Consider the following 26,878-nt stretch of genomic DNA (forward strand, 5'->3'; position numbering starts at 1 on the left):
GCGAGTGATTCTTACATCCGTCCCGTGAATTTATAACGATCCCCCGGGTGCCATAAGCGGGCATGGGTGGTGAACTGATCGCTGGAAAAAGTGCGGCGGTCCATCACCAAACAGGGCTGCTGCTCTTTCATCTGCAATGCCTGCGCGATTCCGGCGGGCGGGACGAGAACCTCGATGCTGTAAAAACCGGTAGGCAGGGGCGCAACCCGCACCAGATATTCATTAGGCGTGATCTGGTTCCAGTCCTGCTCCAGATAGTCCGGAGCCATTTGCGCATCCACAAGACGATCTTCGTACTGAATGGGCAAGCCGTTTTCAGCATGAACAATAATGGAATGGAACAAGGCCGCGCCGGGTGCAATGCCATATAGCCGCGCCTGGGCGGGACTGGCGTGCAGACGCTCCATGCTCAGCACCTGACAGCTATGTTGATGGCCACGCTCCCGTATATCCTGCGCGATGCTGCGTATCTCGATCAGCGTGGACTGGAATTTGGGCTGTGCCACGTAGGTGCCCGAGCCTTTGATGCGGACAAGCAGATCATCATTAGTCAGCTCGCGCAGGGCGCGGTTGACCGTCATGCGCGAGACGCCAAACTGCTCGCATAAAGCCAGCTCAGTGGGAATCAGGTCGCCTTCACGCCATTGCCCGGACTGGATTTTTTCCAGCACAAAATTCTTGATTTGCAGATAGGCGGGCAGGGCCGATTCGGAGGACGAAGGACTCGTCAGGGGGGCATCCATTCTTGTGCTTTCCTATAGGGGACGGACACCGTCCGCAGCGCTTTCCTGTATATGTATAGACAACTAATGCAAATGACTATACATTGGCATGAGCTTACAAGAAAACCGTTGTTTTGTCGGCGCTTGAACCTGCCTTTACGGTGTGGAAACAGCCTGCCAGATAGAACCAGCGCGTATCCAGAGACACCTCAGATGGAGGACAGCACCATGCCTGATCATCACCCCTCGGCGGCCAGCCAAGACCCTCGTTTTGATGCCAGTCGGCAGGTTCATGCCCCGACGGGCACAACGCTCAGTTGCAAGAACTGGGTGGCCGAAGCGGCTTACCGCATGATTCAGAACAATCTGGACCCGGCCGTGGCGGAAAATCCCCAGCATCTGGTGGTGTACGGCGGTATCGGGCGTGCAGCCCGGAACTGGGAGTGTTTCGACCAGATTTTGGCCAGCCTGCGGGAACTGGAAGATGACCAGACGTTGCTGATTCAGTCTGGCAAGCCGGTGGGGGTGTTTCGTACGCATAGTGATGCGCCGCGTGTGCTGTTGGCTAACTCCAATCTGGTGCCCAAATGGGCCAATTGGGAGAAATTTCACGAGTTGGATCAGGCCGGTCTGTTCATGTACGGGCAGATGACGGCAGGTAGCTGGATCTATATCGGTAGCCAGGGCATTGTGCAGGGCACGTACGAAACCTTTGCCGAAGCAGGCCGCCAGCATTTTGGTGGTTCGTTGGCCGGGCGCTGGATTTTGACGGCGGGGCTGGGTGGCATGGGCGGTGCGCAGCCCTTGGCCGCGACCTTTGCTGGAGCGGTATCGCTGACCATTGAGTGCAAGCAAAGCAGTATCGACTTTCGCTTGCAGACTCGCTATCTGGATAAACAGGCGCGTGACCTGGACCATGCGCTGGAGCTGATTGCTCAACACACGGCTGCCAAAGAAGCTGTGTCGATTGGTTTGCTGGGTAATGCGGCTGATGTGCTGCCTGAACTGGTGCGACGCGCGCAGGCCGGTGGCTTGAAACCTGATCTGGTCACAGACCAGACCTCCGCCCATGATTTGCTTAATGGCTATTTGCCTTCGGGATGGACGGTAGAACAGTGGCAAGCCGCGCAGCAAGATCTCGCTCAACATGCTCGTATTCAGCAAGCGGCTGCCAAATCTTGCGTGGTGCATGTACAAGCCATGCTGGATTTCCAGAAAATGGGTATTCCGGTCGTGGACTATGGAAATAACATTCGACAAGTAGCCTTGGATGAAGGCCTGGCAAACGCCTTCGACTTTCCGGGTTTTGTCCCCGCCTATATTCGCCCCTTGTTCTGCGAGGGCAAAGGTCCGTTCCGCTGGGTGGCCTTGTCGGGCGACCCGGAAGATATTTACAAAACAGATCAAAAAATCAAAGAGCTGTTCCCGGACAACGAACACGTGCATCGCTGGCTGGATATGGCGCAGGAACGTATTGCCTTCCAGGGGCTGCCCGCCCGAATTTGCTGGCTGGGTCTGGGCGAGCGTCACCGCGCCGGTTTGGCCTTTAACGAGATGGTGCGCAACGGCGAGCTGAAAGCGCCCATTGTGATTGGCCGCGACCATCTGGATACCGGCTCGGTGGCCAGCCCCAACCGCGAGACTGAAAGCATGCGTGACGGCACGGATGCCGTGTCGGACTGGCCGTTGTTGAATGCTCTGTTAAATACCGCAGGCGGAGCCAGTTGGGTATCGCTGCACCACGGGGGTGGGGTCGGCATGGGCTACAGCCAGCACGCAGGCATGGTGATTGTGGCTGACGGTAGCGAGCAAGCCGACGCTCGTCTGGAGCGGGTCTTGATTAACGATTGCGCCAGTGGTGTGATGCGTCATGCTGATGCAGGCTACGAGCTGGCGATTCAAACCGCCAAGAATTTCGGGCTGACACTGCCCATGATCAAATAAGAAAACAGGACAGAATGATGAGCAAGAGTATCGAGCTTTCTCCCGGCGCACTGACTTTGGCACAGCTACGCCAGATCTGGCAGGAACCGGCTGTTCTGACTCTGCCGCCCGAGGCGATTGGGGCGATGGATGCGTCTTCGGCCATTGTCGCCAAGATCATCCGTGAAGGTAATCCGGCCTATGGCATCAATACCGGCTTTGGCAAGTTGGCCCAGCAACGCATTCCTGATCACGATCTGGAGCAACTGCAAAAGAACCTGATTTTGTCCCACTCCGTGGGTGTGGGCGAGCCGGTTTCCGATGCGGTGGCACGGCTGATCATGGCCATGAAGATTGCCAGTCTGGCGCGGGGCTTTTCGGGCATACGCTCGCATGTGGTCACGACTTTGCTGGATATCCTGAATGCCGGTGTGGTGCCGTTCATTCCGTCCAAGGGGTCGGTGGGAGCCTCGGGGGATCTGGCACCTTTGTCGCACATGACGCTGACGCTGATCGGGGAGGGGCAAGCCAAGTGGCAGGGCGAATGGATGCCTGCCCAGCAGGCTTTGGCCAAGGCGGGTATCACCCCGATTGTGCTGGCGGCCAAAGAAGGGCTGGCGCTGATCAATGGCACGCAAGTGTCTACAGCCCTGGCGCTGAACGGCCTGTTCCGCACCCAGACCTTGTTCCGCAATGCGATTCTGGCCGGTGCCTTGAGTGTGGACGCCGCCAAAGGCAGTGATGCTCCTTTTGATGCGCGCATCCATGAAGTGCGTGGACAGCCAGGGCAGATTTACGCCGCACGCCTGTATCGGGAATTGCTGGCAGGCAGCCAGATTCGTCAGTCGCATCGCGATAACGACAACAAGGTGCAGGACCCGTACAGCTTGCGTTGCCAGCCCCAGGTCATGGGTGCAATTCAGGATCTGATCACGCAAAACGAACGTACTTTGCTGACCGAAGCCAATGCCGTTACGGATAACCCCCTGGTGTTCCCCGGTCAGAACGGCGAGCCAGATCAGGTGATCTCCGGCGGTAACTTCCATGCCGAGCCAGTGGCGTTCGCTGCCGATGGTTTGGCTCTGGCGATTGCGGAAATTGGTGCATTAGCAGAGCGCCGAGTGGCCTTGCTGATCGACGCCAGTATTTCCGGCTTGCCTCCGTTTCTGGTCCCGTCCGCAGGTTTGAACTCGGGCTTCATGATTGCCCATGTGACGGCGGCGGCGTTGGCCTCGGAAAACAAGTCGCTGGCACATCCTGCCAGTGTGGATAGTCTGCCGACGTCGGCTAACCAGGAAGATCACGTCAGCATGGCAACCTTTGCGGCGCGCAGGCTAGAAGACATGGCGCAGAACACAGCCGCGATTGTGGCCATTGAATTGCTGTGCGCGGCACAGGGCATTGATTTCCATGCACCTCTGCTGACTTCTGTGCGTTTAAAGAAGGTGCAGGACGCGATTCGTCAGGCCGTGCCTTTCTACGATCAGGACCGTTATCTGGCTCCCGATATCGAGGCCCTGAAAGCCCTGGTGCTGGATGAAAGTCTGGCGGCGACGGCGGCTGATCTGTTCTAGTTTTCATGAAGTACTGCTGATTGTTTTTGTCTCCACGAACTTGTCCCTGGCCTGGATCACCAAGCCGGGGATTTTTTTGCTTCACGACGACTCCAGCATTGCATTTCGCTGGACTACACCCTGCCGACACAAGTCCACGCTGAATGCTACGGCTGCTGCTGCTGCGTCCCATACGTAGGCAGGCACGGTATCCGCTATCGAGCGATGACCTGTATTGCCAACTGAGGCGTGCCAATCAAGATGGATATAAAGCTCACAAGTCACATGGCTGTGGAGATGGGTATGCGCTATGTTCATAACGAGGCGTGGGATGCGGCTGAGCGGGTGGTGAATCGGTCGTTCAACGGCGAGAGATTGATAAGTGTATCCGATACGGGTATAGTTTGGAGGTCGATATGACGTGCGTTCTCAAGCGCAAAGACTTTGCGCGATGGCAGGCGGCCGAGAAGCTGCCCGATATTGCCTTGTGCAAGGCAGTTCGGGAGATGGAAAGCGGTTTGATCGATGTGGACTTGGGGGGCGCCTTATACAAGAAGCGGGTAGCTCGCCCTGGTGGTGGCAAAAGCGGCGGCTATCGCAGCTTGCTTTCGGCCAGAATAGGTAGCCGTTATGTGTTCTTGCATGGGTTCTCCAAGAGCGACAAGGGGAACATCACGCAGGATGAGAAGAAAGCGCTGCAATTTGTCGGTAAGGTGTTCTTGGGCTTGTCCCCTGAAGCCTTGTTTAATGCATTGCAGGCTGACGTGTTATTGGAGGTGCATTGTGAGCAAGATCATCGAATCGCTACGCGGCGACCTGGCGGCGCTCCAGGAGGCAGGAGCGATCGGCAAGGTGACGATGCGCGAGTTTGACGCGATTTGTCCGCCGCCAGTTCGGGAGTTCGATGCAGCCGACATCAAGCGGCTGCGAGAAGGCTTGAAGTTCAGCCAACCGGTATTTGCGCTTTATTTGCATACCACGGCATCGACTATACGCAAGTGGGAGCAAGGTGAAACCCATCCTACCGGCCCGGCGCTCAAGCTGCTGAACATTATTGCCGACAAGGGCTTACAGGCCATTATCTGATTTTTTGTACCTAAGCCTTGTTCAGTAGACTACTCAATGCTTGTTGATAAGCTGCAAATGCCACTTCTTCCTGCGGATGATGGCCGTCCGCAATGCAGGCTTTCCCGCTGACGAATACATCCCGAATCGGGTTGGCGTGGGCGCGTTCTGAAAAGACCAGAGCAGAGAGCCAGTGCTGGCTATCCAGCCCCGCCAGACTGGGGTGCTCCAGATCAATCACCATGAAATCCGCCTGATAGCCGGGGCTAAGTTGCCCGCTGGCTCGTCCGGACGCCTGTGCGCCACCGCGTGCGCAGGTATCAAACAAGTAGTCCGCCACAAAAGGCTGTTTGGACGAAGCCAGCACATTACGTTGCTGGCTGATCAATCGTTGACCATATTCCAGCAAGCGCAGTTCAGCGCGCCAGTCCACGCAGATATGGCTGTCCGAACCTATACCCATGCGTCCTTGTTCAGCCAGAAAGGTGGCGGCGGGGAACAGGCCATCGCCCAGATTCGCTTCGGTCGTCAGACACAAGCCCGCAACTGCGCCGCTACGGGCAATTTGCTGGCGCTCCTGCTCGTTGATATGGGTGGCGTGAATCAGACACCAGCGCTCGTCCACATTAAAGTTGTCATACAGATAGGCCACCGGGCGGCTGCCTTTGATATTTTGGCAAGCCAGGACTTCGGCCATTTGTTCGGCAATGTGGATATGGATAGGGTGGCGCGAGGGCAGGCTGTGCAGGCCGTCGATCAGAGTATTGATGGCTCCGACATTGGCGGCGCGCAGGGAGTGTGGTGCGACGCCATAACGCCGGTCAGTATTCAAGGGATGGCTGCTGTGCAAGGACTCAAGCAAGTACAGCAACTGCGTGGGGCTGTTCAGAAAGCGCTGTTGATCCTGACGCGGTGCTTTGCTGCCGAAGTCGCTGTATTGGTACAGCACGGGCAGCATGGTGATTGCCAGTCCGCTGGAACTGGCGGCATCCAGGACGCCTTGGGCCAACAGGCCAATCGGGTCGTAGTTCTGGCCATCGCGCTGGTGATGCAGATAGTGGAATTCGCACACGCTGGTGTAGCCCGCTTTGAGCATCTGTATATAAAGCCATTGAGCGATAGCGTACATATGCTCAGGCTCCAGTCGGGCGGCGAAGCGGTACATCAGGTCGCGCCAGCTCCAGAAACTGTCCTGGCCCTGTCCCCGGAATTCAGTCAGCCCAGCCATAGCGCTTTGGAATGCATGTGAATGCAGATTGGGCATGCCGGGCAGCACGGCGCCCCGCGCTGTGTGGACGGAGCCTGCCGTGTCTATATTCTGCTGGCTGGCTTCGGGCTGAACGTCTGTCAGCGTGCCGCGCTGGTCCCAGCGCAGCAACACATTGGCCTGCCATTGACCGTCCAGATAGATCCAGGGGGCCCAGAGTGCGTCATGTGGCCGGGGGATGCTCATGATGATTCCTTACGCAGATCACGGCTGATTTTGCCTTGATACACAACCAGAGCACAGCGCGGCAGGCCCAGCCAGTAAACCAGTTCGGGCAGGGACTCGATGTCCCAGGCGACAAAGTCGGCGCGTGCGCCTACGGTCAGCTCACCGCTAATGTCCGGGGCGCCCAGGGCTTGGGCGGCGTGACGGGTCACTCCCGCCAGTGCTTCGGGTACGGTCAGTTTGAACAGCGTGCTGCCCATGTTCAGCATCAGCAGCAGGGACGCACAGGGGGAGGTGCCGGGGTTGCTATCGGTGGACAAGACCATAGGCACGCCATGTTTACGCAGTAGTTCGATAGGGGGGAGCTGGGTTTCACGCAGGAAGTAGTACGCACCGGGCAGCAGGACGGCGACGGTTCCGGCTTTCTTCATGGCAATGATGCCCGCTTCATCCAGATATTCCAGATGGTCGGTAGACAGGGCGTGGTAGCGTGCCGCCATTTCCGTACCGCCCAGGTTGGAAAGCTGCTCGGCGTGCATTTTGACGGGTAGGTCCAGGTCTTGGGCTGCTTTCAAGACACGCTCGGACTGCTTCAAATCAAAGGCGATACGCTCGCAAAAGACGTCAACGGCATCGATCAGCCCTTCTTGTGCCAGCGTGGGCAGCATGTGATCACAGACCAGATCCAGATAGGCATCGGTTTGCCCGGCAAACTCAGGGGGCAGGGCATGAGCGCCTAAAAAGGTGGTGCGCACCGTGACCGGGCGCAACTCACCCAGACGACGGGCCACACGCAGCATCTTGCGCTCGCTCTCTAGGTTCAGGCCGTAGCCGGACTTGATTTCTATGGCGGTGACACCTTCGTCCAGCAAGGCATCCAGACGGCGCAGGGTCTGGGCCAGCAGCTCGTCCTCGCTCAAGGACCGGGTGGCTTTAACCGAAGAGACAATGCCGCCACCTTGGCGGGCAATTTCTTCATAGGAGGCACCCGCCAGCCGCAGGGCAAATTCCTGAGCGCGGTTATCGCCGTAAACCAGATGAGTGTGGCAGTCGATCAGGCCGGGGGTGACCCAGCGATTTCCCAGCTTGTGCTCTTGTGCAGGCTGTTGCCATTGGGCAGGCAAGGTGTGACGGTGGCCCATCCAGGCGATGCGGCCTGCTTGTTCGACCAGACAAGCGTCCTCAATGATCCGTTCAGGGTCGGCGTTGGGGGCCAGGCGTAAATCAGTCCAGAGTGTGTAGCTCATCATTTCATTCCGTGGGGACGATATAGGCGTAGACCAGTACAGCATCGGCACAGTCTGCCTGAAGTTCCAGGGGCAGGGGACTCTGTGTGCTCCCCGTCAGGGCTTGTCCGGCGGCCAGGGTCCAGTTGTACGTGCCGGACTGGATGCGGTAGCCGCCTTGCGGTGCATATAGAAAGTGCGTGCCAGCGGCCAGTGTTTCGGGGGCACTTCGCCCTTGCCAGGCTTGCAAGCACCCTTGGGCGCGCCCTCGGCGCAGCATCAAGTTCATATCCCGAGTCGGGCCTTGTGGTAACAAACAAGCCATCTTGTCCTCGCCCGCAAAGCGGTAGGGCTGGAACGGGTGCAGTACATGAATTTGTTTTTCGTGTATCAAGGGCATGCTGTCGCCTTCGATCAGTATGATGTGCCGATCGATGCCCGGAAAGCGGGAGAAATCGCCGGGGGTCCGGACTTGGGCCAGGCTGATACGCCAGTCAAAGTTCTCGTATCCCGCCTTGGCCGGATAGCACAGCACTTCACGCGTGGTGCCGCCACCATTTTTCCAGGGCTGCTCGGGCAGGCTGCTGATGTTCAGCAGGCGAAGCAAAGTGGCAGGGTGGGGCTGGCTCATGGTGGCATGGCTCCGGGCGGATTTTTAATTGTATATACAATAGCGGAGTATAGACAAAGCGCGACGATTGCCTGGAAGGGCAGGCCGCTTTTTCAGGGTAAATCCCGAGCACAAACCCTTGGGCTACTTGCGCTGCAAGCCGCTTGGTGGCAAGGTATACGCTAATAAACCCGAGTCATAATTCATTCAAAGGTGCAGGATGCCTGGTTTTTTCGGCATCCTGCGTTATTTATTGCAAGCTATAAAAGTTTGCATATGAAGTATTTAATCGTTCTTCTTCAGGACTTCCCCGAATCATGGATACCCTCTCGCAGTCTTTTACCTTTTCCCAACGTGCCCAGAAACTGAGTGGCTCCGCAATTCGTGAAATTCTCAAGGTCACTGCGCGTCCCGAGATTATTTCCTTTGCGGGCGGTCTGCCTACTCCAGTCGGCTTTCCTGTCGAGGAAATGCAGAGTGCGTTCAACAAGGTACTGAGCGAGCAGGGTCGTGTGGCGCTGCAATACACCACCACCGAAGGCTACTTGCCCTTGCGTCAGTGGTTGGCCGAGCAGATGAGCGCCGAAGGTGCCGCTGTCCACGCCGACGAAATCCTGCTGGTGAACGGTTCGCAGCAAGCCCTGGACATGCTGGGCAAGCTGTTCATCGACGAAGGCAGCAAGGTGCTGGTTGAATCTCCAACCTATCTGGGTGCGTTGCAGGCCTTGTCCGTCTACGATCCTTCCTTTGTGGCTATCCCTACCGACGGTCAGGGCATGATTCCTGAATACGTGTCTGCCCCTGAAGCGATGGGTGCCCGTCTGCTGTACGCACTGCCCAACTTCCAGAACCCTACCGGCCTGCGCCTGCCTTTGGAGCGTCGTCAGGATCTGGTGGAGCGATGTGCGGCTGCGCATATCCCTATCGTCGAGGACGATCCTTACGGTGAACTGCGTTACGCGGGCGAGCGTCTGCCTAGCCTGCTGTCCTTGGGCCGCAAGGCGGGTGCTACGGTTATCCGTCTGGGCACTTTCTCCAAGGTTCTGGCTCCCGGCCTGCGTCTGGGTTACATCGTGGCGCCCGCCAAGATCATCGACAAACTGGTGCAGATCAAGCAGGCCACGGACTTGCACACCTCCACACTGACGCAGATGGCTGTTTACGAAGCCGTACATAACGGTTTCCTGGACAAGCACCTGCCCAAAGTGCGTGATATTTACCAAAAACAGTGCGCCATCATGCTGGATGCGATGGATCAGCACTTCCCGGATACGGCTCAGTGGACTCGCCCCGAAGGCGGCATGTTCATTTGGGTGACCTTGCCCGAGCATGTGAATGCCACGGCCCTGCTGCAAAAAGCCATTGAAAATCTGGTGGCCTTTGTTCCTGGCGAGCCTTTCTACGCCGGTGACGACGTTCAGCGCAACACCTTGCGCCTGAGCTTTGCGACGGTTCCCGAGGAAAAAATTCGCGAAGGCATCGCCATCTTGGGTAAACTCATCAAAGAAGCCTGATGGCTGTTTGGCAGGCAATGGGCGCAGACTGACTGGTCTGCGCTTTTCATGCGCTGGCTTGGCCAGCGCTGTGGTTTTCAGAGCCGACCAAGCCAGCGCCTCTTGCTCCAAGAGCATGAACAGGTTCCAGGAATCCACTGCATACCCTCTGCCAGAGGGTATGCCTGTTTTCAGTCTATGGCCTGACGCCTGGATTTAGGTTTTACCTCTATGACATCTCCATCCGCTTCGGAATCTTCCCCGCGTCCTGATCTGTCTGATATGCGCCCCAACAATGATTGGGTGGCCCGCTATCTGCCTGCTTCCTGGGGACCTTATGCGCGCTTGTGCCGCCTGGACCGTCCCGTAGGCACCTGGTTGACCTTGCTGCCTGCCTTGGCGGCCCTGGTGCAGGCGGCGGACGGCATCCCCACTTTATGGCGGATCGTGATTTTTTCGCTGGGCGCCTTGTTGATGCGCGGTATTGGCTGCTGCTTTAACGATATGGCGGACCGCAATTTCGACCACCAGGTCGAGCGCACCCGCTTTCGGCCGCTGACCAGCGGGCAGCTCACCATGCGCAAGGCCGTGATCTTCGTGCTGGCGCAGATGGCCGTGTGTGCCTTGCTGCTGCTGGCGATCAATGAGTACAGCCGCTGGCTGGCATTGGCCCTGTTTCCCGTTGTAATGATCTACCCCCTGTGCAAGCGTTTCACCTACTGGCCGCAAGTGGTCCTGGGAATCTGCTTTAACTGGGGCATGCTGATGGCCTGGTCCGACACGCAGAATGTGGTGCCTTTTGGCGCCATTCTGATGTGGGTGGGCGCGATTCTATGGCAGGTGGGCTATGACTCCATCTATGCCTATATCGATGTGGCTGACGATACCAAGCTGGGCCTGCACTCCACGGCCCTGCGTTTCCGCGAGGCAGGCAAAACCTGGATCAGCGGTTTTTACATAGCCGCCATGGCCTGCTGGCTGGTGGGCGGTTTTCTGCTTAACGAGCGGATTCTGTATTACGTGGTGATGGCCGTCATTGGCATGCATCTGCTGTGGCAGATGCGGCATTTTGATGTGCGCTATCCCGAACGAGGCTTGCGCCTTTTCCGTGCCAACATCTGGGTTGGTGTTTTGCTGGTGGTGGCCGCTTTGGCAGGCACCATCAGTCTGGCTTGATACGCATTCAAGCAATTTACGTAAAGCTATAAAGGTTTGAAGAATGGCCTCTCCTCTTGAGTACGTTGCAACGGCGCTGTTTGCCATTGCCATCGTCCACACCTTCTCGGTTCCGGTGTTTGCACGTTTGGCTAATAAAGGCGGCAGCCATGCCGGGTTGTGGCACATGTTGTCCGAGGTCGAGGCCGTGTTTGGCGTCTGGGCCTGTGTGCTGGTGGCCTATATGGCCGTTTTTGTGGATCTGAAATCAGCGATTGAATACCTGGAAGGGCGCAACTTTACCGAACCCATGTTCGTGTTCGCGATCATGGTGGTTGCCGCCAGCCGTCCTATTCTTGAGCTGGTAAACAAGACGGTATCGGTCCTGGCACGTGCTTTGCCCATGCCGGACAAGATTTCCACCTATCTGATTACCATGTCAGTCGTGCCCTTGGCCGGTTCTTTGATTACCGAACCTGCTGCCATGACCCTGGCCGCCTTGTTGCTGCGCAAAGCCTACTTCCGCCACCAGGGCCATGCTGGTTTCAAGTACCTGACTGTGGGCGTGCTGTTTGTGAACGTGTCCATTGGCGGTGTGTTGACGGCCTACGCGGCACCGCCCGTGCTGATGGTAGCCAGCACGTTTGGTTGGGATACCGCTTACATGTCCACTCATTTCGGCTGGCGGGCTGTTCTGGCCGTTGTGATCAATGCCAGTCTGGTGACACTGATTTGTCGTAAAGCCTTGCTGGAAATGGGGCAGGGCATGCCCGAAGAAAAACAAGCTCAACGCGCAGTGCCGATTACCGTCATGGTGATTCATGTGGCCTTTCTGGTGGCGATTGTGCTGGGTGCGCATCACCCCATCGTGTTCATGGCCTTGTTAATGCTGTTTATTGGCTACGCCCACTCTTACAAGCATTACCAGAACCCGCTGCTGGTGCGTGAAGGCCTGATGGTTGGTTTCTTCCTGGCCGGTCTGGTGGTGCTGGGCGGCCTGCAAAAATGGTGGCTGCAGGATCTGCTGGGTGGTTTGTCGCCCACCGTGCTGTTCTGGGGCGCAACGGCTCTGACAGCGGTGACCGACAATGCGGCACTGACCTATCTGGGTTCGCTGGTCGAAGGCACCTCGGATATCTGGCGCTACATGCTGGTGGCCGGTGCTGTTACCGGCGGTGGCCTGACCGTGATTGCCAATGCGCCTAACCCCGCTGGCTTCTCCATTCTGAAAGGTAGTTTCCCGGACGGTGCGATTTCGCCCTTGCGTTTGTTGATGAGTGCCGCTGTGCCGACCCTGGTCGCCGCCTGCCTGTTTTTGATCTGAACCGGATGGCCGCCATAGGCGGCCTGTCTGGCTGGGGCGAAGTTCAGTGCGATTGAACGCCAAAAGGGCTAAAATCACGGCAGAAGCGCCCCTGGGAACCCTTTGCAGGTTCCGCTTGAGCGGGTCTCCGGCTTGAAATTGGCTGGTTTCGACCCTACTTATTGATATCTCGAAGTTTGTTTCGGCTTTTTGTTAGGATGAGTCGTGCCTATCTATGCGTATAAATGCAGCTCGTGCCAATACGAAAAAGATGTGCTGCAAAAAATGTCGGACCCGGTTTTAGAGGTCTGTCCAGAATGTAAACAGCCTACCTTTACCAAACAGGTAACGGCGGCTGGATTCCAGCTCAAGGGTACGGGCTGGTATGTAACGGATTTTCGTAATCAGGGTGGCAGCAAGTCTGCGGAGAGTGGCTCTACGTCCACGCCCGCGCCTTCGACGACACCTTCGTCCTCATCATCCAGCTAAGACCACTTCTTATGCGCCCCTTCAAGCGTTATTTCGTCACTGGCCTGCTCATCTGGGTGCCCCTGGTCATCACCGTATGGGTGATGACCTTGCTGATCGAAACGCTGGAGAGCGTGGTGCCGGAGTTTCTGTCCTCGCAGGCCCTGTTTGGCCTGCGGATTCCCGGCTTTAGAATTGTGCTGGTGCTGGCGGTCTTGTTTGGAACGGGTTTGCTGGCGGCCAATTACCTGGGCCGCGCAGTGGTGGATCGTTGGGAATTGCTACTTGGGCGTATTCCTTTGGTGCGTTCCATTTATAATTCGGTCAAGCAAGTCAGTGATACGGTGTTGGCACCCGATGGTCAGGCGTTTCGCGAGGCCGTCCTGGTGCAGTATCCCAGGGCCGGTTCCTGGACCATTGCCTTTTTGACTGGTACGCCGGGCGGACAAGTGGCGCAGATATTGGGAGACGATTTTGTCAGCGTCTACGTGCCCACCACGCCCAACCCGACTTCCGGTTTTTTCCTGATGATGCCTCGGGCGGATGTACACAAGCTCGACATGACAGTGGATGCGGCGCTTAAATACATCGTATCCATGGGAGTGGTTGGCCCTACCGAGCCGATCGCTTTACCCCCTGTTTCTGACCAGCCGGAAGGGCCCGATGGGGCACCCCCCTTGGCTGGAACCTGAATTTTCCAATTTGCAGTTTTTACTATTTCGGAGTCATCCTAGATGCGTACGTGTTATACCGGCGAGGTTTCCAAAGAATACCTGGGCCAGACGGTCAATTTGTTTGGCTGGGTACATCGTCGCCGCGACCACGGGGGTGTGATTTTCATTGATCTGCGCGACCGTGAGGGTCTGGCGCAGGTTGTCGTCAACCCCGACAACGTGCAGGCCTTTGAAGTGGCCGAACGTATCCGTAATGAGTACTGCTTGCGCATTACCGGCCGCGTTCAGGCTCGTCCTGAAGGCACGGTCAATCCTGATCTGCGCTCGGGCGAGATCGAAATCGTTTGCGACGAAATCGAAATCCTGAACGCTTCGGTCACGCCTGCTTTCCAGTTGGATGATGACAATCTGTCCGAAACCACGCGTCTGACGCACCGTGTTCTGGATTTGCGCCGTCCGCAAATGCAGAACAACCTGATGCTGCGCTATAAAGTGGCCATGCAGTCCCGTCGCTATCTGGACGACCTGGGTTTCATTGATATTGAAACCCCCATGTTGACCAAGAGCACCCCTGAAGGCGCTCGCGACTACCTGGTGCCCTCGCGTGTGAACGCAGGCGAATTCTTCGCGCTGCCCCAGTCGCCCCAGTTGTTCAAGCAAATGCTGATGGTGTCCGGCTTTGACCGTTACTACCAGATCACCAAGTGCTTCCGCGACGAAGACTTGCGCGCTGACCGTCAGCCAGAATTCACCCAGATCGACTGCGAAACCTCCTTCTTGAACGAAGAGCAGATTCGCGAAATCTTTGAAGGCATGGTCACGCACATTTTCCGTACCGTGCAAAACGTGGAACTGCCTAAATTCCCCACCATGAGCTGGACTGAAGCCATGCAGCGCTACGGTTCGGACAAGCCTGACCTGCGCGTCAAGCTGGAGTTCGTGGACGTGGCTGACCTGATGCGTGAAGTGGACTTCAAGGTTTTCTCCGCACCGGCCAACGATCCTTCCTGCCGCGTGGTGGCCTTGCGTGTTCCCGGTGGTGGCGCCATGCCCCGCAGCGAAATCGACGCCTACACCAAGTTCGTGGGTATCTACGGTGCCAAGGGTCTGGCGTACATCAAGGTCAACGATGTCACCTCGATTCCTGAAGGCCTGCAGTCGCCTATCGTCAAGAACATCAACGTCGAGGTTCTGACGCAGGTCATGGAGCGCACCGGCGCCCAGAATGGCGACCTGATTTTCTTCGGTGCTGACAAAGCCAAGATCGTGAACGACGCCATTGGTGCTCTGCGCATCAAAATTGGTCACAGCGAATTCGGTAAAGAAAACGGTCTGGTCGAGCAAGGCTGGAAACCCCTGTGGGTCGTGGACTTCCCGATGTTCGAGTACGACGAAGGCGAAAACCGTTACTTTGCGGCTCACCATCCGTTCACCAGCCCCAAAGATGGCCACGAAGACCTGCTGGAAACAGATCCCGGCAAAGCCTTCGCCAAGGCGTACGACATGGTGCTGAACGGTTGGGAAGTGGGTGGCGGTTCGGTCCGTATTCACCGTGCCGACGTTCAAAGCAAAGTGTTCAATGCTCTGAACATTGGTCCTGAAGAAGCACAACTGAAGTTCGGCTTCCTGCTGGATGCGCTGCAATACGGTGCGCCTCCTCACGGTGGTCTGGCTATGGGTCTGGATCGTCTGGTCACCTTGATGGCCGGTGCCGATTCGATCCGTGACGTGATTGCTTTCCCCAAGACACAACGTGCTCAGTGTTTGCTGACCCAGGCCCCATCGGCTGTGGATGAGCAGCAACTGCGCGAGTTGCACATTCGTCTGCGGGCTGTTGAAAACAAGTAAGTCAGATCGGGGGACAGCGTGTCAGTGATTCGGGTAGTTAGCTACAACATTCACAAAGGCCGCTCGGCTTCGGGCAAACGGGAGTCTTTGGCAGATCTGCGCCTGGGACTTTACGGACTGTCTCCTGACCTGTTGTTCTTGCAGGAAGTGCAGGGGCGTAACCAGCTACAAGGTAGTCTGGACGCCCAGCACGAATCCCTGGCCGCTGCCTTGCGCATGAATACGGCCTACGGGTGCAACGTGGTTCGTCCTCATACGGACCACGGCAACGCGCTCTTGTCGCGTTTCCCCATCTTGCAGTACGAAAACCAGGATATTTCCGACCACCGTATGGAGCAGCGCGGTTTGCTCCATGCCGTTGTGGATGTAGGTGGCCGTCCGGTGCATTGCATTGTGGTCCATCTGGGCTTGTTCAATGGCGGGCGGGTTCGTCAGGTTCAGGCTTTGCTCGATCGCATCAAGCGTATTGTCCCGGCGGACGAGCCTTTGCTGATCGCAGGCGACTTCAACGACTGGAACAACCGGCTGGCGCCGATCTTTGTGCAGCAATTGAATCTGTACGAAGTGTTTTCTTTCTCGCCTCGTGGTCAGGCTGACAAGCGGTTCCGCTTGCGCCAACCCATTCAGTGGCTGCGCACCATGCGTAAAAGCGGTTTGGTGGTGCCGGATCAAGGTATCCAGCTTGGCGTGAATGGGGCGGCACGCATGACGCCACCACCACGCACCTTCCCGGCAGCGTTCCCCTGGTTGCGTCTGGATCGTGTCTATCAGCGTGGTTTCGCGGTGCGTAATGCCCGTGTGCTGGTGGGCGAGCCCTGGAAGCAGCTCTCTGACCACGCCCCTATTTTGACTGAGCTGGAGCTGCCCTAAAGGGGCTTTGCCGTTCAGTGGTTTCTTAACGCATGGGCCTAGCAAGCATGCCAAGTCTGAAGCGCGATCCACTTTGGCACGAAGGTAATCACATTACCTTGCTGCAAAACGGCCAGGAGTTCTTTCCGGCTATTTGCGAGGCTATCGATCAGGCCCAAAAGCGCCTGCATCTGGAAACCTATATCTTCAATCTGGATGACAGCGGCCACAGCGTTTTGGACGCCTTGCGGCGGGCCTGTGAGCGCGGTGTGCGCGTGCGTGTGGTGATCGATGGTTTTGGCAGCGATGTCCATGCCTTGCAGATTGCCGAGCAATTAAAGGCAATGCGCGCCCGCTACCGGATTTATCGCCCCAAGCCACAAGGCTGGCGTGAGCCGCGCCTGTCCTTGCGTCGTCTGCGCAGATTGCATCGAAAGATGCTGGTGGTCGATGAGCGCATTGGCTTTGTCGGTGGCATCAATATTCTGGATGATTTTGATGATGTGCCCTTGATCAACGGGCAGGGCAGGCCGCGCTTTGATTTCGCCGTGCGCTGTGAAGGCCCGATTGTGGATGATATGGTGCGTGCGCAGCAGGCCTTGTGGCTGCGCATGGCCTGGCGCAGACGCAAGGACTGGGACAGTTTCACGCAGCGCTTTACCACCTGGCGCGAATGGCGCAAGCGACGTCAGGCTCGCAAGAAGGCGGAGCAGGCTGGTCAGGTGTTTGACGGGATACGGGCCAGTTTGTTGCTGCGGGATAATGTGCGGCATCGCCAGCAAATTGAGCAGGCGTATCTGCAATTGCTGTGCAAGGCGCAAGAGCAAGTCATCCTGGCCAATGCCTATTTCTTTCCTGGTCGTACATTGCGACGGCGTATTGAACAGGCCGCCGAGCGTGGTGTGCGAGTGCGCTTGCTATTGCAAGGCCATGCCGAGTATTTCCTGCAATATCGGGCCTGTAGATTCATGTATGGCCAGTTGCTGGATCATGGCATTGAGCTGTACGAGTACAAGGCCAGTTATTTGCATGCCAAAGTCGCTGTCATTGATGATTATGCGATGGTGGGTTCGTCCAACCTGGACCCGTTCAGCCTGCTGTTGGCGCGTGAGGCCAATGTCCTGATTCAGGACGCGCCTTTTACGCAAAACCTGCAGTCCAGGCTGGAGTACGAAATCGAGCACAATGCCGCGCGGGTTTACCAGGAGCAGTACCAGCGTCTGGGCCTGTTTAGCCGGATGGGCGATTATCTGGCCTATGGTATGTTGCGCCTGGGCGTGCTGTTAACAGGTAAATCGTCTCTGTATTGAGGCTTGTCGGGCCGATTGCGCGGGCCTTTATCCATACAAGGTGCCGACAGCCGGGCAGAGCCTTATAAAATACTCTCTATACTTTAAGAGTTTGGTCCCGAAGGACCGAGTTTGCCGTAACCATAATTACTTTTACCCGGAGGGTGGACCACATGAAGACACGTGCAGCAGTTGCCTGGAAAGCGGGCGCTCCGCTAACGATTGAAGAGGTCGATCTGGCAGGTCCCCAAGCGGGCGAAGTGCTGGTCGAGATCAAGGCGACGGGCATTTGCCATACCGATTACTACACCCTGTCTGGCGCTGATCCAGAAGGTTTGTTTCCTGCCATCCTGGGCCATGAAGGTGCAGGCGTGGTACTGGATGTGGGCGCGGGTGTCACCAGCCTGCGTCCCGGCGATCACGTGATCCCTCTGTACACGCCCGAGTGCCGCCAGTGCAAATCTTGCCTGTCGCGCAAGACCAACCTGTGTACGGCGATTCGCTCTACCCAGGGCAAGGGTCTGATGCCGGACGGAACGTCGCGTTTCTCCATCGGTGGCAAGCCTGTGCACCATTACATGGGCACATCGACTTTCGCCAACCATATCGTGGTGCCGGAAATTGCCTTGGCCAAGATTCGCAACGACGCTCCTTTCGACAAGGTGTGCTACATCGGCTGTGGCGTCACCACAGGCTTGGGCGCTGTGCTGTTCACCGCCAAAGTGGAAGCGGGCGCTAACGTGGTGGTGTTCGGTCTGGGTGGTATCGGCCTGAACGTGATCCAGGGCGCCAAGATGGTTGGCGCTGGCAAGATCATTGGCGTGGATATCAACCCCGAGCGCGAAGCTATGGCTCGGCAATTCGGCATGACCGACTTTGTGAATCCCAATGAGGTTGAAAACGTGGTCGACCACATTATTCAACTGACAGACGGCGGTGCGGATTACTCCTTTGAATGTATCGGCAACACCAAGGTGATGCGTCAGGCGCTGGAGTGCTGCCACCGTGGTTGGGGCCAGTCCATCATTATTGGTGTGGCTGAAGCCGGTGCAGAAATCTCCACTCGTCCATTCCAGTTGGTGACCGGCCGCGAATGGAAGGGCTCCGCCTTTGGTGGCGCTCGTGGTCGTACCGACGTACCGACAATTGTGGATTGGTACATGGACGGCAAGATCAATATCGACGATCTGATCACCCACACTCTGCCGCTGGAACGCATTAACGAAGGTTTCGACCTGATGAATGCCGGTAAATCCATCCGTTCGGTGGTGATGTACTAATAGAAGTCGCTTGAAGAGGGGGCAGGCACTAGCCTGTGCCCTTTATCCCGGCCTCAGAGATCGTGTGTGCAGCCTTTGGGCGTGTCACCCGACCTGGGGCCGGATCTGCAATTGAGAATACGAGGGGGCTATGACTCAGACACTGGAACTGCTCAACGAACACCGCTGTTTTGATGGTTGGCAGCGCTACTACCAACACGCTTCGCAGACAATTGGCCTGCCCATGCGTTTTTCTGTGTATATGCCGCCGCAATTACAGGCCAGAGCCCAGAAGGGTGCCGCCAGCCTGGCAGACGCCATCGGCCAAGGCCGTGTGCCTGTGCTGTTTTTCCTGGCAGGCCTGACCTGCACCGAAGAAACCTTCATGATCAAGGCCGGTGCCCAGCGTTATGCTGCCGAGCACGGCATCATGCTGGTCACCCCCGACACCAGCCCGCGTGGCGCCGGAGTAGAAGGGGAGGACGAGGGTTGGGATCTGGGAACCGGTGCCGGCTTCTATCTGGATGCGACCCAAGCTGGCTGGAGTAAGAACTACCGCATGGAAAGCTATGTGACCCAGGAGCTGTTTGATCTGGTCACCACCATCCTGCCGGGCGATGCTAGCCGCGCAGGCATTTTTGGTCATTCCATGGGTGGCCACGGTGCCTTGACGCTGGCTCTGCGCCATCCCGGCAAGTACCGCTCCGTGTCGGCCTTTGCTCCCATTACGGCGCCAACACGCTGCCCCTGGGGCGAAAAAGCCTTTGGTGCCTACTTGGGTCAGGATCGCCAGGATTGGGAACAGCACGACGCCAGTGCCTTGATGGCCAAGACCAGCACGCCGTATCCCGCCGGTATTTTGGTCGATCAGGGTTTGAACGATGGTTTTCTGGCCGAACAACTGTATCCGGAAGTATTCGAGCAGGCGTGCGAGCAGGCCAAACAGCCTTTGACCCTGCGTCGTCACGAAGGCTATGACCACGGCTACTACTTCATCTCGACCTTCATTCAGGACCATCTGAATTTCCACGCCGAGCGACTGTGATCGCTGGATAAACTAGGTCGCACTTTGTTATTTTTCGGTGGGCAAGAAGGCGTTACGCTCAATCAGCCACGGTTTTTTGCCTGTTTGTGGTGTTCTGCCCACCGATTTGCTGTAGTTTTCCCTCCAGTAGTGAACTTTTTCTTGCTGCGACACTCTTATTCCTGTATTCGAAATTTTTAGCACTCCAGAGCATCGAGTGCTAAACTCAATGATTGTTGAAATACGTTTTGTACGGTTTGAGGGCCTTGTTTTTGTGCTCTCGCCGGCTGACTTTTGAAGGATTTTCCATGACACAACAAGCGAACGCTTTGGCCCTGACGTCTGGTAATGATCTGGTCGCCGCCGTGTCTAATCCAGGCGCACTGGGGACGATCGAAGCGTATATTTCTGCTGTTAATCGCCTGCCCATGCTCAGCGCTGAACGCGAAACCGAGCTGGGTCAGCGCCTGCGCGACCAGGATGACCTGGACGCTGCACGAGAACTGATTTTGTCGCACCTGCGTCTGGTGGTTTCCATTGCCCGCCAGTACCTGGGTTATGGCTTGCCTCACGCCGACCTGATTCAGGAAGGTAATGTGGGCCTGATGAAGGCCGTGAAACGCTTTGACCCCGATCGCGGTGTGCGTCTGGTGTCCTTTGCCGTTCACTGGATCAAGGCCGAAATCCACGAATATGTCGTGCGCAACTGGCGCATGGTGAAAGTGGCGACCACCAAGGCCCAACGCAAGCTGTTTTTCAATTTGCGTCGCATGCGTCCAGATGGTCAAACGCTGGATACTGCTCAGGTTGACGCCATTGCGCGTGAATTGGATGTACGCCCGCAGGACGTCAGTGAAATGGAAGTGCGTCTGTCCGGTCACGATATGGCTCTGGAAGCCCCGGCCAACGACGACGATGAACATTTTGCACCTATTTCCTACCTGTCCGATGAAGGACACGAGGAACCGACACGCGTGCTGGAGCGCCGTGCCCAGGACATGCTGGAAGGCAGCGGCCTGGAAGAAGCTATCGATACGCTGGACGAGCGTTCGCAGCGCATTGTGCGCGCCCGCTGGTTGCAGGACGATGGCGGTGCCACTCTGCACGATCTGGCCGCCGAATTTGGCGTGTCGGCAGAGCGTATCCGTCAGATCGAAGTGGCTGCATTCAAGAAGCTGCGCGTCGCTTTGGCTGGCGCGGTTTAAGTCGTTTTAAAGAGTTACAACTTTTCGGGGAATCCGAAGAACTTAAGCTGATTTTCGCGGACTAAACAATACATTTGCTGATTTTTGCCACCTATGCAATTCGGCATTTGCGCATCCGCTTCGGCTTCTCCTCTTCCCCTCCCTTTTGAAGCGGATGTTTATGGGACACCAGCTAGGTGTCCCTTTTTTTTGCCCTGAAATTTCCTGCTTATTGGGCCGTCGGGCCGCAAAGGCCCGAACAGCACACAAGGATCAGAAGGACAAGGCCGCACGCAACCAGACGGTACGACCAGGGTCGTTAAAGCGCGTGGCAGCTCCAAACCCAAAACCACTGTTCCCGGCCAGATTCAGGTGTTCGCCGTAAGTTTTGTCGAACAGATTATCTACGCCCGCAGTCAGGGACAGATTACGGTTGATTTTGTAGCCCCCATACAGCGACAAGGTACTGAATCCACCCGTAGGCCCGAAGTCATAGCCCACCACATTCCCTTGCCCTTGTGCGTAGCGAGTTTGCTTGGCCACAATGCGCCAGACACCGCCTGCGGACCAGGGGCCTTGCACATAGTCCGCCGTCAGGCGCAGATCCAGCGGTGGCATTTGCGGCAGGGCACGGCCATCCGTGCTGTTGCGACCCCAGGCATAGGCCAGGCTGCTGCCCAGCGTCCAGTTCGCGTTGGCTTTCCAATCCGCTCCTAATTCACCGCCCATAATGCGGGCGTTGACGTTGCGGGCCTGGGTTTTGGTGCCCATCATGCCACCGGGCAGGTAATCAAACAGAATGTAGTCCTGAATCTGGCCGATATAGGCGGAAGCCCAGGCCGAGACCGTCTCGCCCTTGTATTGCGCCCCGATGTCGAGCTGCGTCGTCTTTTCAGGTTGAATCCCCAGGAAGGCACTGCCGCTGCCTTGTGGGCCGCTGGCAGGTGAAATCATTTCCCAGTAGTCTGGCATGCGCTGTACATGACCAACACCGGCATACAGGCTCAAGGGCAGGGATTCCAGGTCATGCTCAAGACGCAGGAAGGCGCTGGGCAGGGTTTCCTTGCGGCGTTCATTGGCGCCAGGGTTGGGTTTGCTCATCATGCCGCTACCCAGTGTGGGGCGCAGATCGCGGGCGCTGGCCCAGTCCAGGCGTGCCCCACCAATCAGGCGGCTGGAATCATTCAGATCCCAACGGGCCTCGGTGAAGATGCCGATATTGTCGAATTCCGCGTCTTTTACCCAATCCTGATCGCGGTAATCCTGCATCCCCATCCCGCTACGTTTGCGATGGCGGCTGCGCATGGCATCCGCACCGGTGGTTAGCGTCAGGTCCTCGCTCAGCGCCCAGTCCATGCTGAAGCGGCCGCCCCAGGTCAGGCGGTCCACATTGGAGGCCATGGGCATGGACATGCCGCCACCGGGTTTGAAGGGACGCAACTCGTAGTTATCCATCACGTGGTCGGCGTAGTTGTAATAGAGCTGAGCTTCTACATTACGCAGCACGCCTTCGTGCATGTCTTTCTTGAAACGCAGACCCAGGGTTTCACGCTTGAATTTCGTGCCGTCCATGCCACGACCGGCGTAACGGGCATAGCCGTCGCCTGTTCCGGCACTTAATTCCAGCAAAGTGTCGGCATCGGGAGTCAGGCCAATCGCTACATCCGTATTCCATTTTTTCCAGCGCGAGGGGACACGTTCTCCGTCACCATCCTTATAGTCCTGTGCGCGATCCTGATTGGCGGTCAGGCGGGCATAGTAGGAGGCATTGCCAGCCGCAAAGTCCACATTCCCCGCGTGACGGCCCGCCGAACCGCCCAGAATACTGGCGTCCAAGGTGGCATCTTTTTCTGTGAAACCGGGCGCCTTACGCTCGAACCGTACCGTTCCGGCAGAGGCACCGGGACCCCAGCGTACGCTTTGCGGGCCTTTGATAATAGTCAGCTCATCAAAAGACTGGGGTGAAATGTAGGAGCTAGGGGCGTCCATCCGCGACGGGCAGGCACCGGGCATGGAACTACCGTTGGTCAGCACGGCCAGACGTGAGCCGAACATGCCGCGCAGTACGGGGTCGCCATTGCTGCCGCCATTACGGATGGCTGCAAAGCCGGGGATGGTTTTTAAATAATCCGTGCCGTCGCTGGCGGGTAGGGGCAGGCGGGGCAGTTTGGGGTTGGTGCTGAACTGCAGGGGGGATTCAGGCGCAACACCTGTCACCACAATGGGGCTGAGCTGTTCAATTACCGTGGCTTGGGCCAGTACGGCGGTGGGTACGCAGGCCAGAACACCGGCGCTGATCAGGCCGGGGGTCAACAATTTCTTCATGACTAAATTCCGTAGGGCGACCATCGTCCAGCGGCAAGCCCGCTTGGTCGATAGCAGCAAAAGGTAGAGGGCGTAGCGGCAGGGCCGAACGCGGGGAATCAGGCAGGAAGAAGGGCGGGCGGTGCGCGTTGCCCCACAGGCGGGCCACGGATAAAGGCTTGGGCCAGGGCGGAGCTAAGAGGGGGAAGCAGGAAGGGACGGAAATGGCCCAGGCTCAAGGGCGTGACGACCGCAACAGGAGCAGGCGTCAGCGCCGCTTGCAGCATGACAAAGAAGGGACAGGTCGCGCTGGTGGTGGCCTCGTCTGAATGGTCCGTTGTGTCGTCGCCAAAAAGCGCGGCCCAGTGCTGAACCATTTCCGGGGGCAGGCTTTGCCCCGAGGGTAGACAGAAGGCCAGGGCGTAACCCTGATCGGTCTGTTTGGGCATATAGCCCGCAGGCACGATGCCGCGCAACACCACTGCCAGCAGTAACAAACACAGGCCCACGCGGTGGGGCCAGTGTGTCGCAGCGAGGAAGGTGCGCGGGAAATTCATGATGCGAAAGTATAACCAGTTATTTCTGCGCTTAATTTGCGCTGGCGCAGAGAGTGAGCCGCCGTATTAACTTGCTGGTGTCGCCTGGTGTTCCCCGAAGTGAGGCGATAGGCCAAAAAAAGTAAATTTTCCAGGAAAAAGGTAATTTGGCGGCTGTGCTGCAAGAAAAAGGCGCTATCCTGATTCATACGGAAAGCGGGGGGATTTTCCGTGCCGATCTGGCCTGCCCATGCCTGAGTGCGCATGCCCATGCCGATCGACTCAATGCAGATGACAAAGGATGTCGCGATGCAGATTGGGCAGTTTGTTTTTGGATTGGCAGGCCTGTTGGGGCTGGTTGCCTTTATGCCGCCTTTGGCCGGACGCTTGCGACTGCCGTACTCCGTACTCCTGGCCCTGATCGGCTTTGCATTAGGCATCTTGCTGCACCTGCATGCCTGGGCCCCAAAAATGGTGTCGGACTTCCTGAATACCTTGCAGGCCTTCGACATCTCCTCCGAGACCTTTCTTTACGCCTTTTTGCCAATTTTGCTGTTCGAGACCTCGCTGGCCATGAATTTGCGCCGCTTGCTCGACGATATTGGCGCCATCCTAATGATGGCTATTGTGGCCGTGGTGGTCTGTACCTTTGCCGTGGGCTACGCCCTGAATGCAGCCTCTTCCTATGGTTTGGTGGTGTGCCTGATGCTGGGCGCGATTGTGGCGACTACAGATCCAGTGGCCGTGGTCGGTATCTTTCGTGAAGTCGGGGCACCTAAACGCTTGTCTACCTTGGTAGAAGGCGAGGCCCTGTTTAACGACGCCGCTTCTATCGCTTTGTATTCGGTTCTGCTGGCCGTCTTGACGGGAGGTGGCGAATTAAGCGGCAGCACCGTGCTGGGCAGCTTTCTGTTCAGCTTCCTGGGCGGTGGTGTTGCCGGATTTCTCATGGGGCGTTTGGCCAGTGGCCTGTTTGTGCTGCTGCGCGGTTGGCCTGCGGCCGAAGTCACACTAACGATTTCCTTGGCCTACCTGGCTTTCTTTGTCTCCGAGCATTATCTGGGCGTATCTGGCGTGGTGGCGACGGTGATCTCGGGGCTGGTCGTGGGCTCCACAGGTCGCACGCGCATGTCGCCTGCCACCTTCGAGCTGCTGAGCAGTTCCTGGACGCAGATGGGTTTTCTGGCCAATTCCCTGATCTTTTTGTTTGCCGCCATGCTGATTCCGCGTCTGATGGCCGAAATCACTTGGATGCAGATCGGGCTGGTGGCCTTGCTGTTTGCCGTGACCTTGCTGGCACGGGCTGCGATGGTGTTTGGTGTGCTTCCATTGCTGGGACGTACCCGCTTCGGTACACGAGTCAGCCGTCCGTATCGGGTGGTGATTCTATGGGGTGGCTTGCGCGGTGCTGTCTCTTTGGCGCTGGCACTAGCGGTTACTGAACAACATGCCATCCCACATGATGTGCGCCAGTTCATTGGGGTAGCAACGACCGGCTTCGTCCTGCTGACCCTGTTTGTGAACGGGATCAGCCTGCGGCCTCTGATTCGTCGCCTGGGCTTGAATCAGTTAACCCCTTTGGAGCGTCATTTACGAGATCAGGCGGTGAGCCTGGCCCTGGAGGAGTTGCGCGACAAGACCGAAGAGCTGGGGCGGCAAGAGCAGATCAAACCACAGGTGATCGAGCGCCTGTGTACGGTTTTTGATGCCAGCCAGGCCGGTGTGGCATCAGGCCAGATCCAAAGCCTGACCGAAGCGCAGAAAGTGAAGATGGGCATGGCGATTCTGTCGGCCCGTGAAGTGGAACTGTTTTACGAGCTGCTCAAATCGCAGATTGTGGATTGGAAAACCGCCGAGTCCTTGCTGAGCCGGGCCGAGCGCATGAACGATACGGTGCGTTTAGCTGGTCTGGCAGGTTTTGAAGCGGCGATTGCCACAGACCTGCGTTACTCCCGGGGCTTTCGTGCCGCCCTGCGTTTGCATTATCTCTTTGACATGCAAGGCTGGCTGGTACGGGAACTGGACAAGCGATTCTCCAATTTGATTGCCAAGCGTTCGGTGGCTCAACGGTTGATCCGTTTCGCCCAAACCGAGCTGGCCCCTTTATTGGGACAGTCCGCCACCGGCACCATTGTGCAGGCTCACCAGTTGCGTCTGTCCCAACTGGAAGATGCCTTGCACTCTTTGACGCTGCAGTACCCGGTGTTCGCGCAGTGGTTGCAGGAATCATATCTGGCACGTGTGGCCGCCTCGCAGGAGCGGGCTCACTATCGCACCATGTTGTCGCACTCCTTGATTACCAGCGAGATGTACGCGGATCTGGTCAAACAGATCACCCAGCGTTGGCGCTATCTGGACGAGCGCCCCACCTTGGATATGGCCATGAGCGCCATGGAGCTTATTGCTCAAGTGCCCATGTTCGACGGTATTTCTGATCAGGCAAAAAAAGAATTGGCGCGGCGTGTACGCCCTCGTCTGGCTTTGCCGGATCAAACTATCCATTTACGTTACGGCGGCATGCGCGTCATGTTTTTTGTCGGCTCTGGGGCTTTGGAGGTCATCTTGCCGGACGGTAGCCTGGTCGAGCTGGGTACTGGCCAGAGTATTGGCGAGGTCAACGTTGTGGAACACAGCGATTACCCGGGTGAGGCTCGCTCCTTAGGCTATAGCCGTTTGTTGATGCTGACTGAGCGTGATTTTGATGCCATACGAAGCAAAGATCCGATCTTCAGTGAAAAAATCGAGGCCGTTGCGCGTCAGCGGCGACGTGCATATCAAGTTTGGCAGGAATTTGAGTCTGGCCAACGCCAGCACGAGGAGTTGCCACCTTTATTTGGTCTGGCCCATGCCCTGAGTGAAGCGGAAAGCTTTGTTGGCCCGCCATCGCCCCCTAATTGGGTGCGGCAGGCAGAGCCTTCCGAGGTGGAAGCATAAAAAAAGCGAGCCAGAACGGCTCGCTTT

General features: G+C 57.2%; 21 protein-coding genes and 1 pseudogene. 16 read left to right on the forward strand and 6 right to left on the reverse strand.

Annotated features, from left to right (window positions below):
• Positions 1 to 11: 11 nt before the first annotated feature.
• Complete coding sequence (hutC, locus tag OSH09_RS07300; protein WP_207872559.1) at positions 12 to 743, reverse strand: histidine utilization repressor; 732 nt, start codon at positions 741 to 743, stop codon at positions 12 to 14.
• 192 nt (positions 744 to 935) lie between these two features.
• Between hutC and hutU the strand changes: the two genes are divergently transcribed.
• From hutU to OSH09_RS07320, 4 genes and pseudogenes are all read left to right on the forward strand, one after another.
• A complete protein-coding gene (gene hutU, locus OSH09_RS07305) occupies positions 936 to 2,666 on the forward strand; it encodes a urocanate hydratase (RefSeq protein ID WP_266120596.1) in 1,731 nt (576 codons plus the stop codon).
• 17 nt (positions 2,667 to 2,683) lie between these two features.
• Positions 2,684 to 4,219 carry a histidine ammonia-lyase gene (hutH, locus tag OSH09_RS07310; protein ID WP_266120597.1) on the forward strand — a complete coding sequence of 512 codons (1,536 nt, stop codon included), beginning with the start codon at positions 2,684 to 2,686 and terminating at the stop codon, positions 4,217 to 4,219.
• Between the two features lie 395 nt (positions 4,220 to 4,614).
• Positions 4,615 to 4,995, forward strand: a pseudogene (locus tag OSH09_RS07315) (type II toxin-antitoxin system RelE/ParE family toxin); the annotation flags it as partial.
• On the forward strand, positions 4,982 to 5,284 hold the full coding sequence (locus tag OSH09_RS07320; protein WP_035269706.1) for a helix-turn-helix domain-containing protein: 303 nt from the start codon (positions 4,982 to 4,984) through the stop codon (positions 5,282 to 5,284). The pseudogene OSH09_RS07315 and the gene OSH09_RS07320, both read left to right, overlap by 14 nt.
• A 10-nt stretch (positions 5,285 to 5,294) precedes the next feature.
• On the opposite strand, the gene OSH09_RS07325 is transcribed toward OSH09_RS07320, so the two are convergent.
• From OSH09_RS07325 to OSH09_RS07335, 3 genes are read right to left on the reverse strand one after another with little or no spacing between them, the layout of a single operon-like run.
• The gene (locus OSH09_RS07325; protein WP_266120598.1) at positions 5,295 to 6,716 is read right to left on the reverse strand and encodes a formimidoylglutamate deiminase; all 1,422 of its coding nucleotides are present in this window, start codon (positions 6,714 to 6,716) and stop codon (positions 5,295 to 5,297) included.
• A complete protein-coding gene (hutI, locus tag OSH09_RS07330; protein ID WP_266120599.1) occupies positions 6,713 to 7,942 on the reverse strand; it encodes an imidazolonepropionase in 1,230 nt (409 codons plus the stop codon). Before hutI ends, OSH09_RS07325 begins: the two co-directional genes overlap by 4 nt.
• Before the next feature lie 4 nt (positions 7,943 to 7,946).
• Complete coding sequence (locus OSH09_RS07335; protein ID WP_266120600.1) at positions 7,947 to 8,552, reverse strand: HutD/Ves family protein; 606 nt, start codon at positions 8,550 to 8,552, stop codon at positions 7,947 to 7,949.
• Between the two features lie 296 nt (positions 8,553 to 8,848).
• Between OSH09_RS07335 and OSH09_RS07340 the strand changes: the two genes are divergently transcribed.
• The 11 genes from OSH09_RS07340 to rpoH all read left to right on the forward strand — a co-directional run bounded on the left by OSH09_RS07340 (position 8,849) and on the right by rpoH (position 21,098).
• On the forward strand, positions 8,849 to 10,045 hold the full coding sequence (locus OSH09_RS07340; RefSeq protein WP_207872554.1) for an aminotransferase-like domain-containing protein: 1,197 nt from the start codon (positions 8,849 to 8,851) through the stop codon (positions 10,043 to 10,045).
• Positions 10,046 to 10,255: 210 nt separating this feature from the next.
• Positions 10,256 to 11,200: a 4-hydroxybenzoate octaprenyltransferase gene (gene ubiA / locus OSH09_RS07345; RefSeq protein WP_207872553.1), complete on the forward strand. Its 945-nt coding sequence runs from the start codon at positions 10,256 to 10,258 to the stop codon at positions 11,198 to 11,200.
• Positions 11,201 to 11,243: 43 nt separating this feature from the next.
• Positions 11,244 to 12,503 (forward strand): putative Na+/H+ antiporter, encoded by a 1,260-nt coding sequence (locus tag OSH09_RS07350; protein ID WP_266120601.1) that lies wholly within the window; start codon positions 11,244 to 11,246, stop codon positions 12,501 to 12,503.
• A 204-nt stretch (positions 12,504 to 12,707) separates the two neighbouring features.
• Complete coding sequence (locus OSH09_RS07355; RefSeq protein ID WP_222669116.1) at positions 12,708 to 12,971, forward strand: FmdB family zinc ribbon protein; 264 nt, start codon at positions 12,708 to 12,710, stop codon at positions 12,969 to 12,971.
• 11 nt (positions 12,972 to 12,982) lie between these two features.
• The gene (locus tag OSH09_RS07360) at positions 12,983 to 13,642 is read left to right on the forward strand and encodes a DUF502 domain-containing protein (protein ID WP_189392817.1); all 660 of its coding nucleotides are present in this window, start codon (positions 12,983 to 12,985) and stop codon (positions 13,640 to 13,642) included.
• Between the two features lie 42 nt (positions 13,643 to 13,684).
• The gene (aspS, locus tag OSH09_RS07365; RefSeq protein WP_266120602.1) at positions 13,685 to 15,472 is read left to right on the forward strand and encodes an aspartate--tRNA ligase; all 1,788 of its coding nucleotides are present in this window, start codon (positions 13,685 to 13,687) and stop codon (positions 15,470 to 15,472) included.
• Positions 15,473 to 15,490: 18 nt separating this feature from the next.
• The gene (locus OSH09_RS07370; protein WP_207872549.1) at positions 15,491 to 16,342 is read left to right on the forward strand and encodes an endonuclease/exonuclease/phosphatase family protein; all 852 of its coding nucleotides are present in this window, start codon (positions 15,491 to 15,493) and stop codon (positions 16,340 to 16,342) included.
• Positions 16,343 to 16,389: 47 nt separating this feature from the next.
• Complete coding sequence (clsB, locus tag OSH09_RS07375; RefSeq protein ID WP_207872548.1) at positions 16,390 to 17,631, forward strand: cardiolipin synthase ClsB; 1,242 nt, start codon at positions 16,390 to 16,392, stop codon at positions 17,629 to 17,631.
• Between the two features lie 152 nt (positions 17,632 to 17,783).
• Positions 17,784 to 18,890, forward strand: a complete 1,107-nt coding sequence (locus OSH09_RS07380; protein WP_207872547.1) for an S-(hydroxymethyl)glutathione dehydrogenase/class III alcohol dehydrogenase — start codon at positions 17,784 to 17,786, stop codon at positions 18,888 to 18,890.
• 130 nt (positions 18,891 to 19,020) lie between these two features.
• Positions 19,021 to 19,914, forward strand: a complete 894-nt coding sequence (gene fghA / locus OSH09_RS07385) for an S-formylglutathione hydrolase (RefSeq protein ID WP_266120603.1) — start codon at positions 19,021 to 19,023, stop codon at positions 19,912 to 19,914.
• Between the two features lie 287 nt (positions 19,915 to 20,201).
• Positions 20,202 to 21,098, forward strand: a complete 897-nt coding sequence (gene rpoH, locus OSH09_RS07390; protein WP_222669112.1) for an RNA polymerase sigma factor RpoH — start codon at positions 20,202 to 20,204, stop codon at positions 21,096 to 21,098.
• Between the two features lie 252 nt (positions 21,099 to 21,350).
• On the opposite strand, the gene OSH09_RS07395 is transcribed toward rpoH, so the two are convergent.
• Positions 21,351 to 23,402 (reverse strand): TonB-dependent copper receptor, encoded by a 2,052-nt coding sequence (locus OSH09_RS07395; RefSeq protein ID WP_207872544.1) that lies wholly within the window; start codon positions 23,400 to 23,402, stop codon positions 21,351 to 21,353.
• 98 nt (positions 23,403 to 23,500) lie between these two features.
• Positions 23,501 to 23,938: a DUF2946 family protein gene (locus OSH09_RS07400; RefSeq protein WP_266120604.1), complete on the reverse strand. Its 438-nt coding sequence runs from the start codon at positions 23,936 to 23,938 to the stop codon at positions 23,501 to 23,503.
• 288 nt (positions 23,939 to 24,226) lie between these two features.
• Between OSH09_RS07400 and OSH09_RS07405 the strand changes: the two genes are divergently transcribed.
• Complete coding sequence (locus tag OSH09_RS07405; protein WP_266120952.1) at positions 24,227 to 26,851, forward strand: cation:proton antiporter; 2,625 nt, start codon at positions 24,227 to 24,229, stop codon at positions 26,849 to 26,851.
• Positions 26,852 to 26,878 lie beyond the last annotated feature (27 nt).

Origin of the sequence: Alcaligenes parafaecalis, assembly GCF_026344135.1 — a bacterium.
In the GTDB taxonomy this organism is placed as follows: domain Bacteria; phylum Pseudomonadota; class Gammaproteobacteria; order Burkholderiales; family Burkholderiaceae_B; genus Alcaligenes; species Alcaligenes parafaecalis.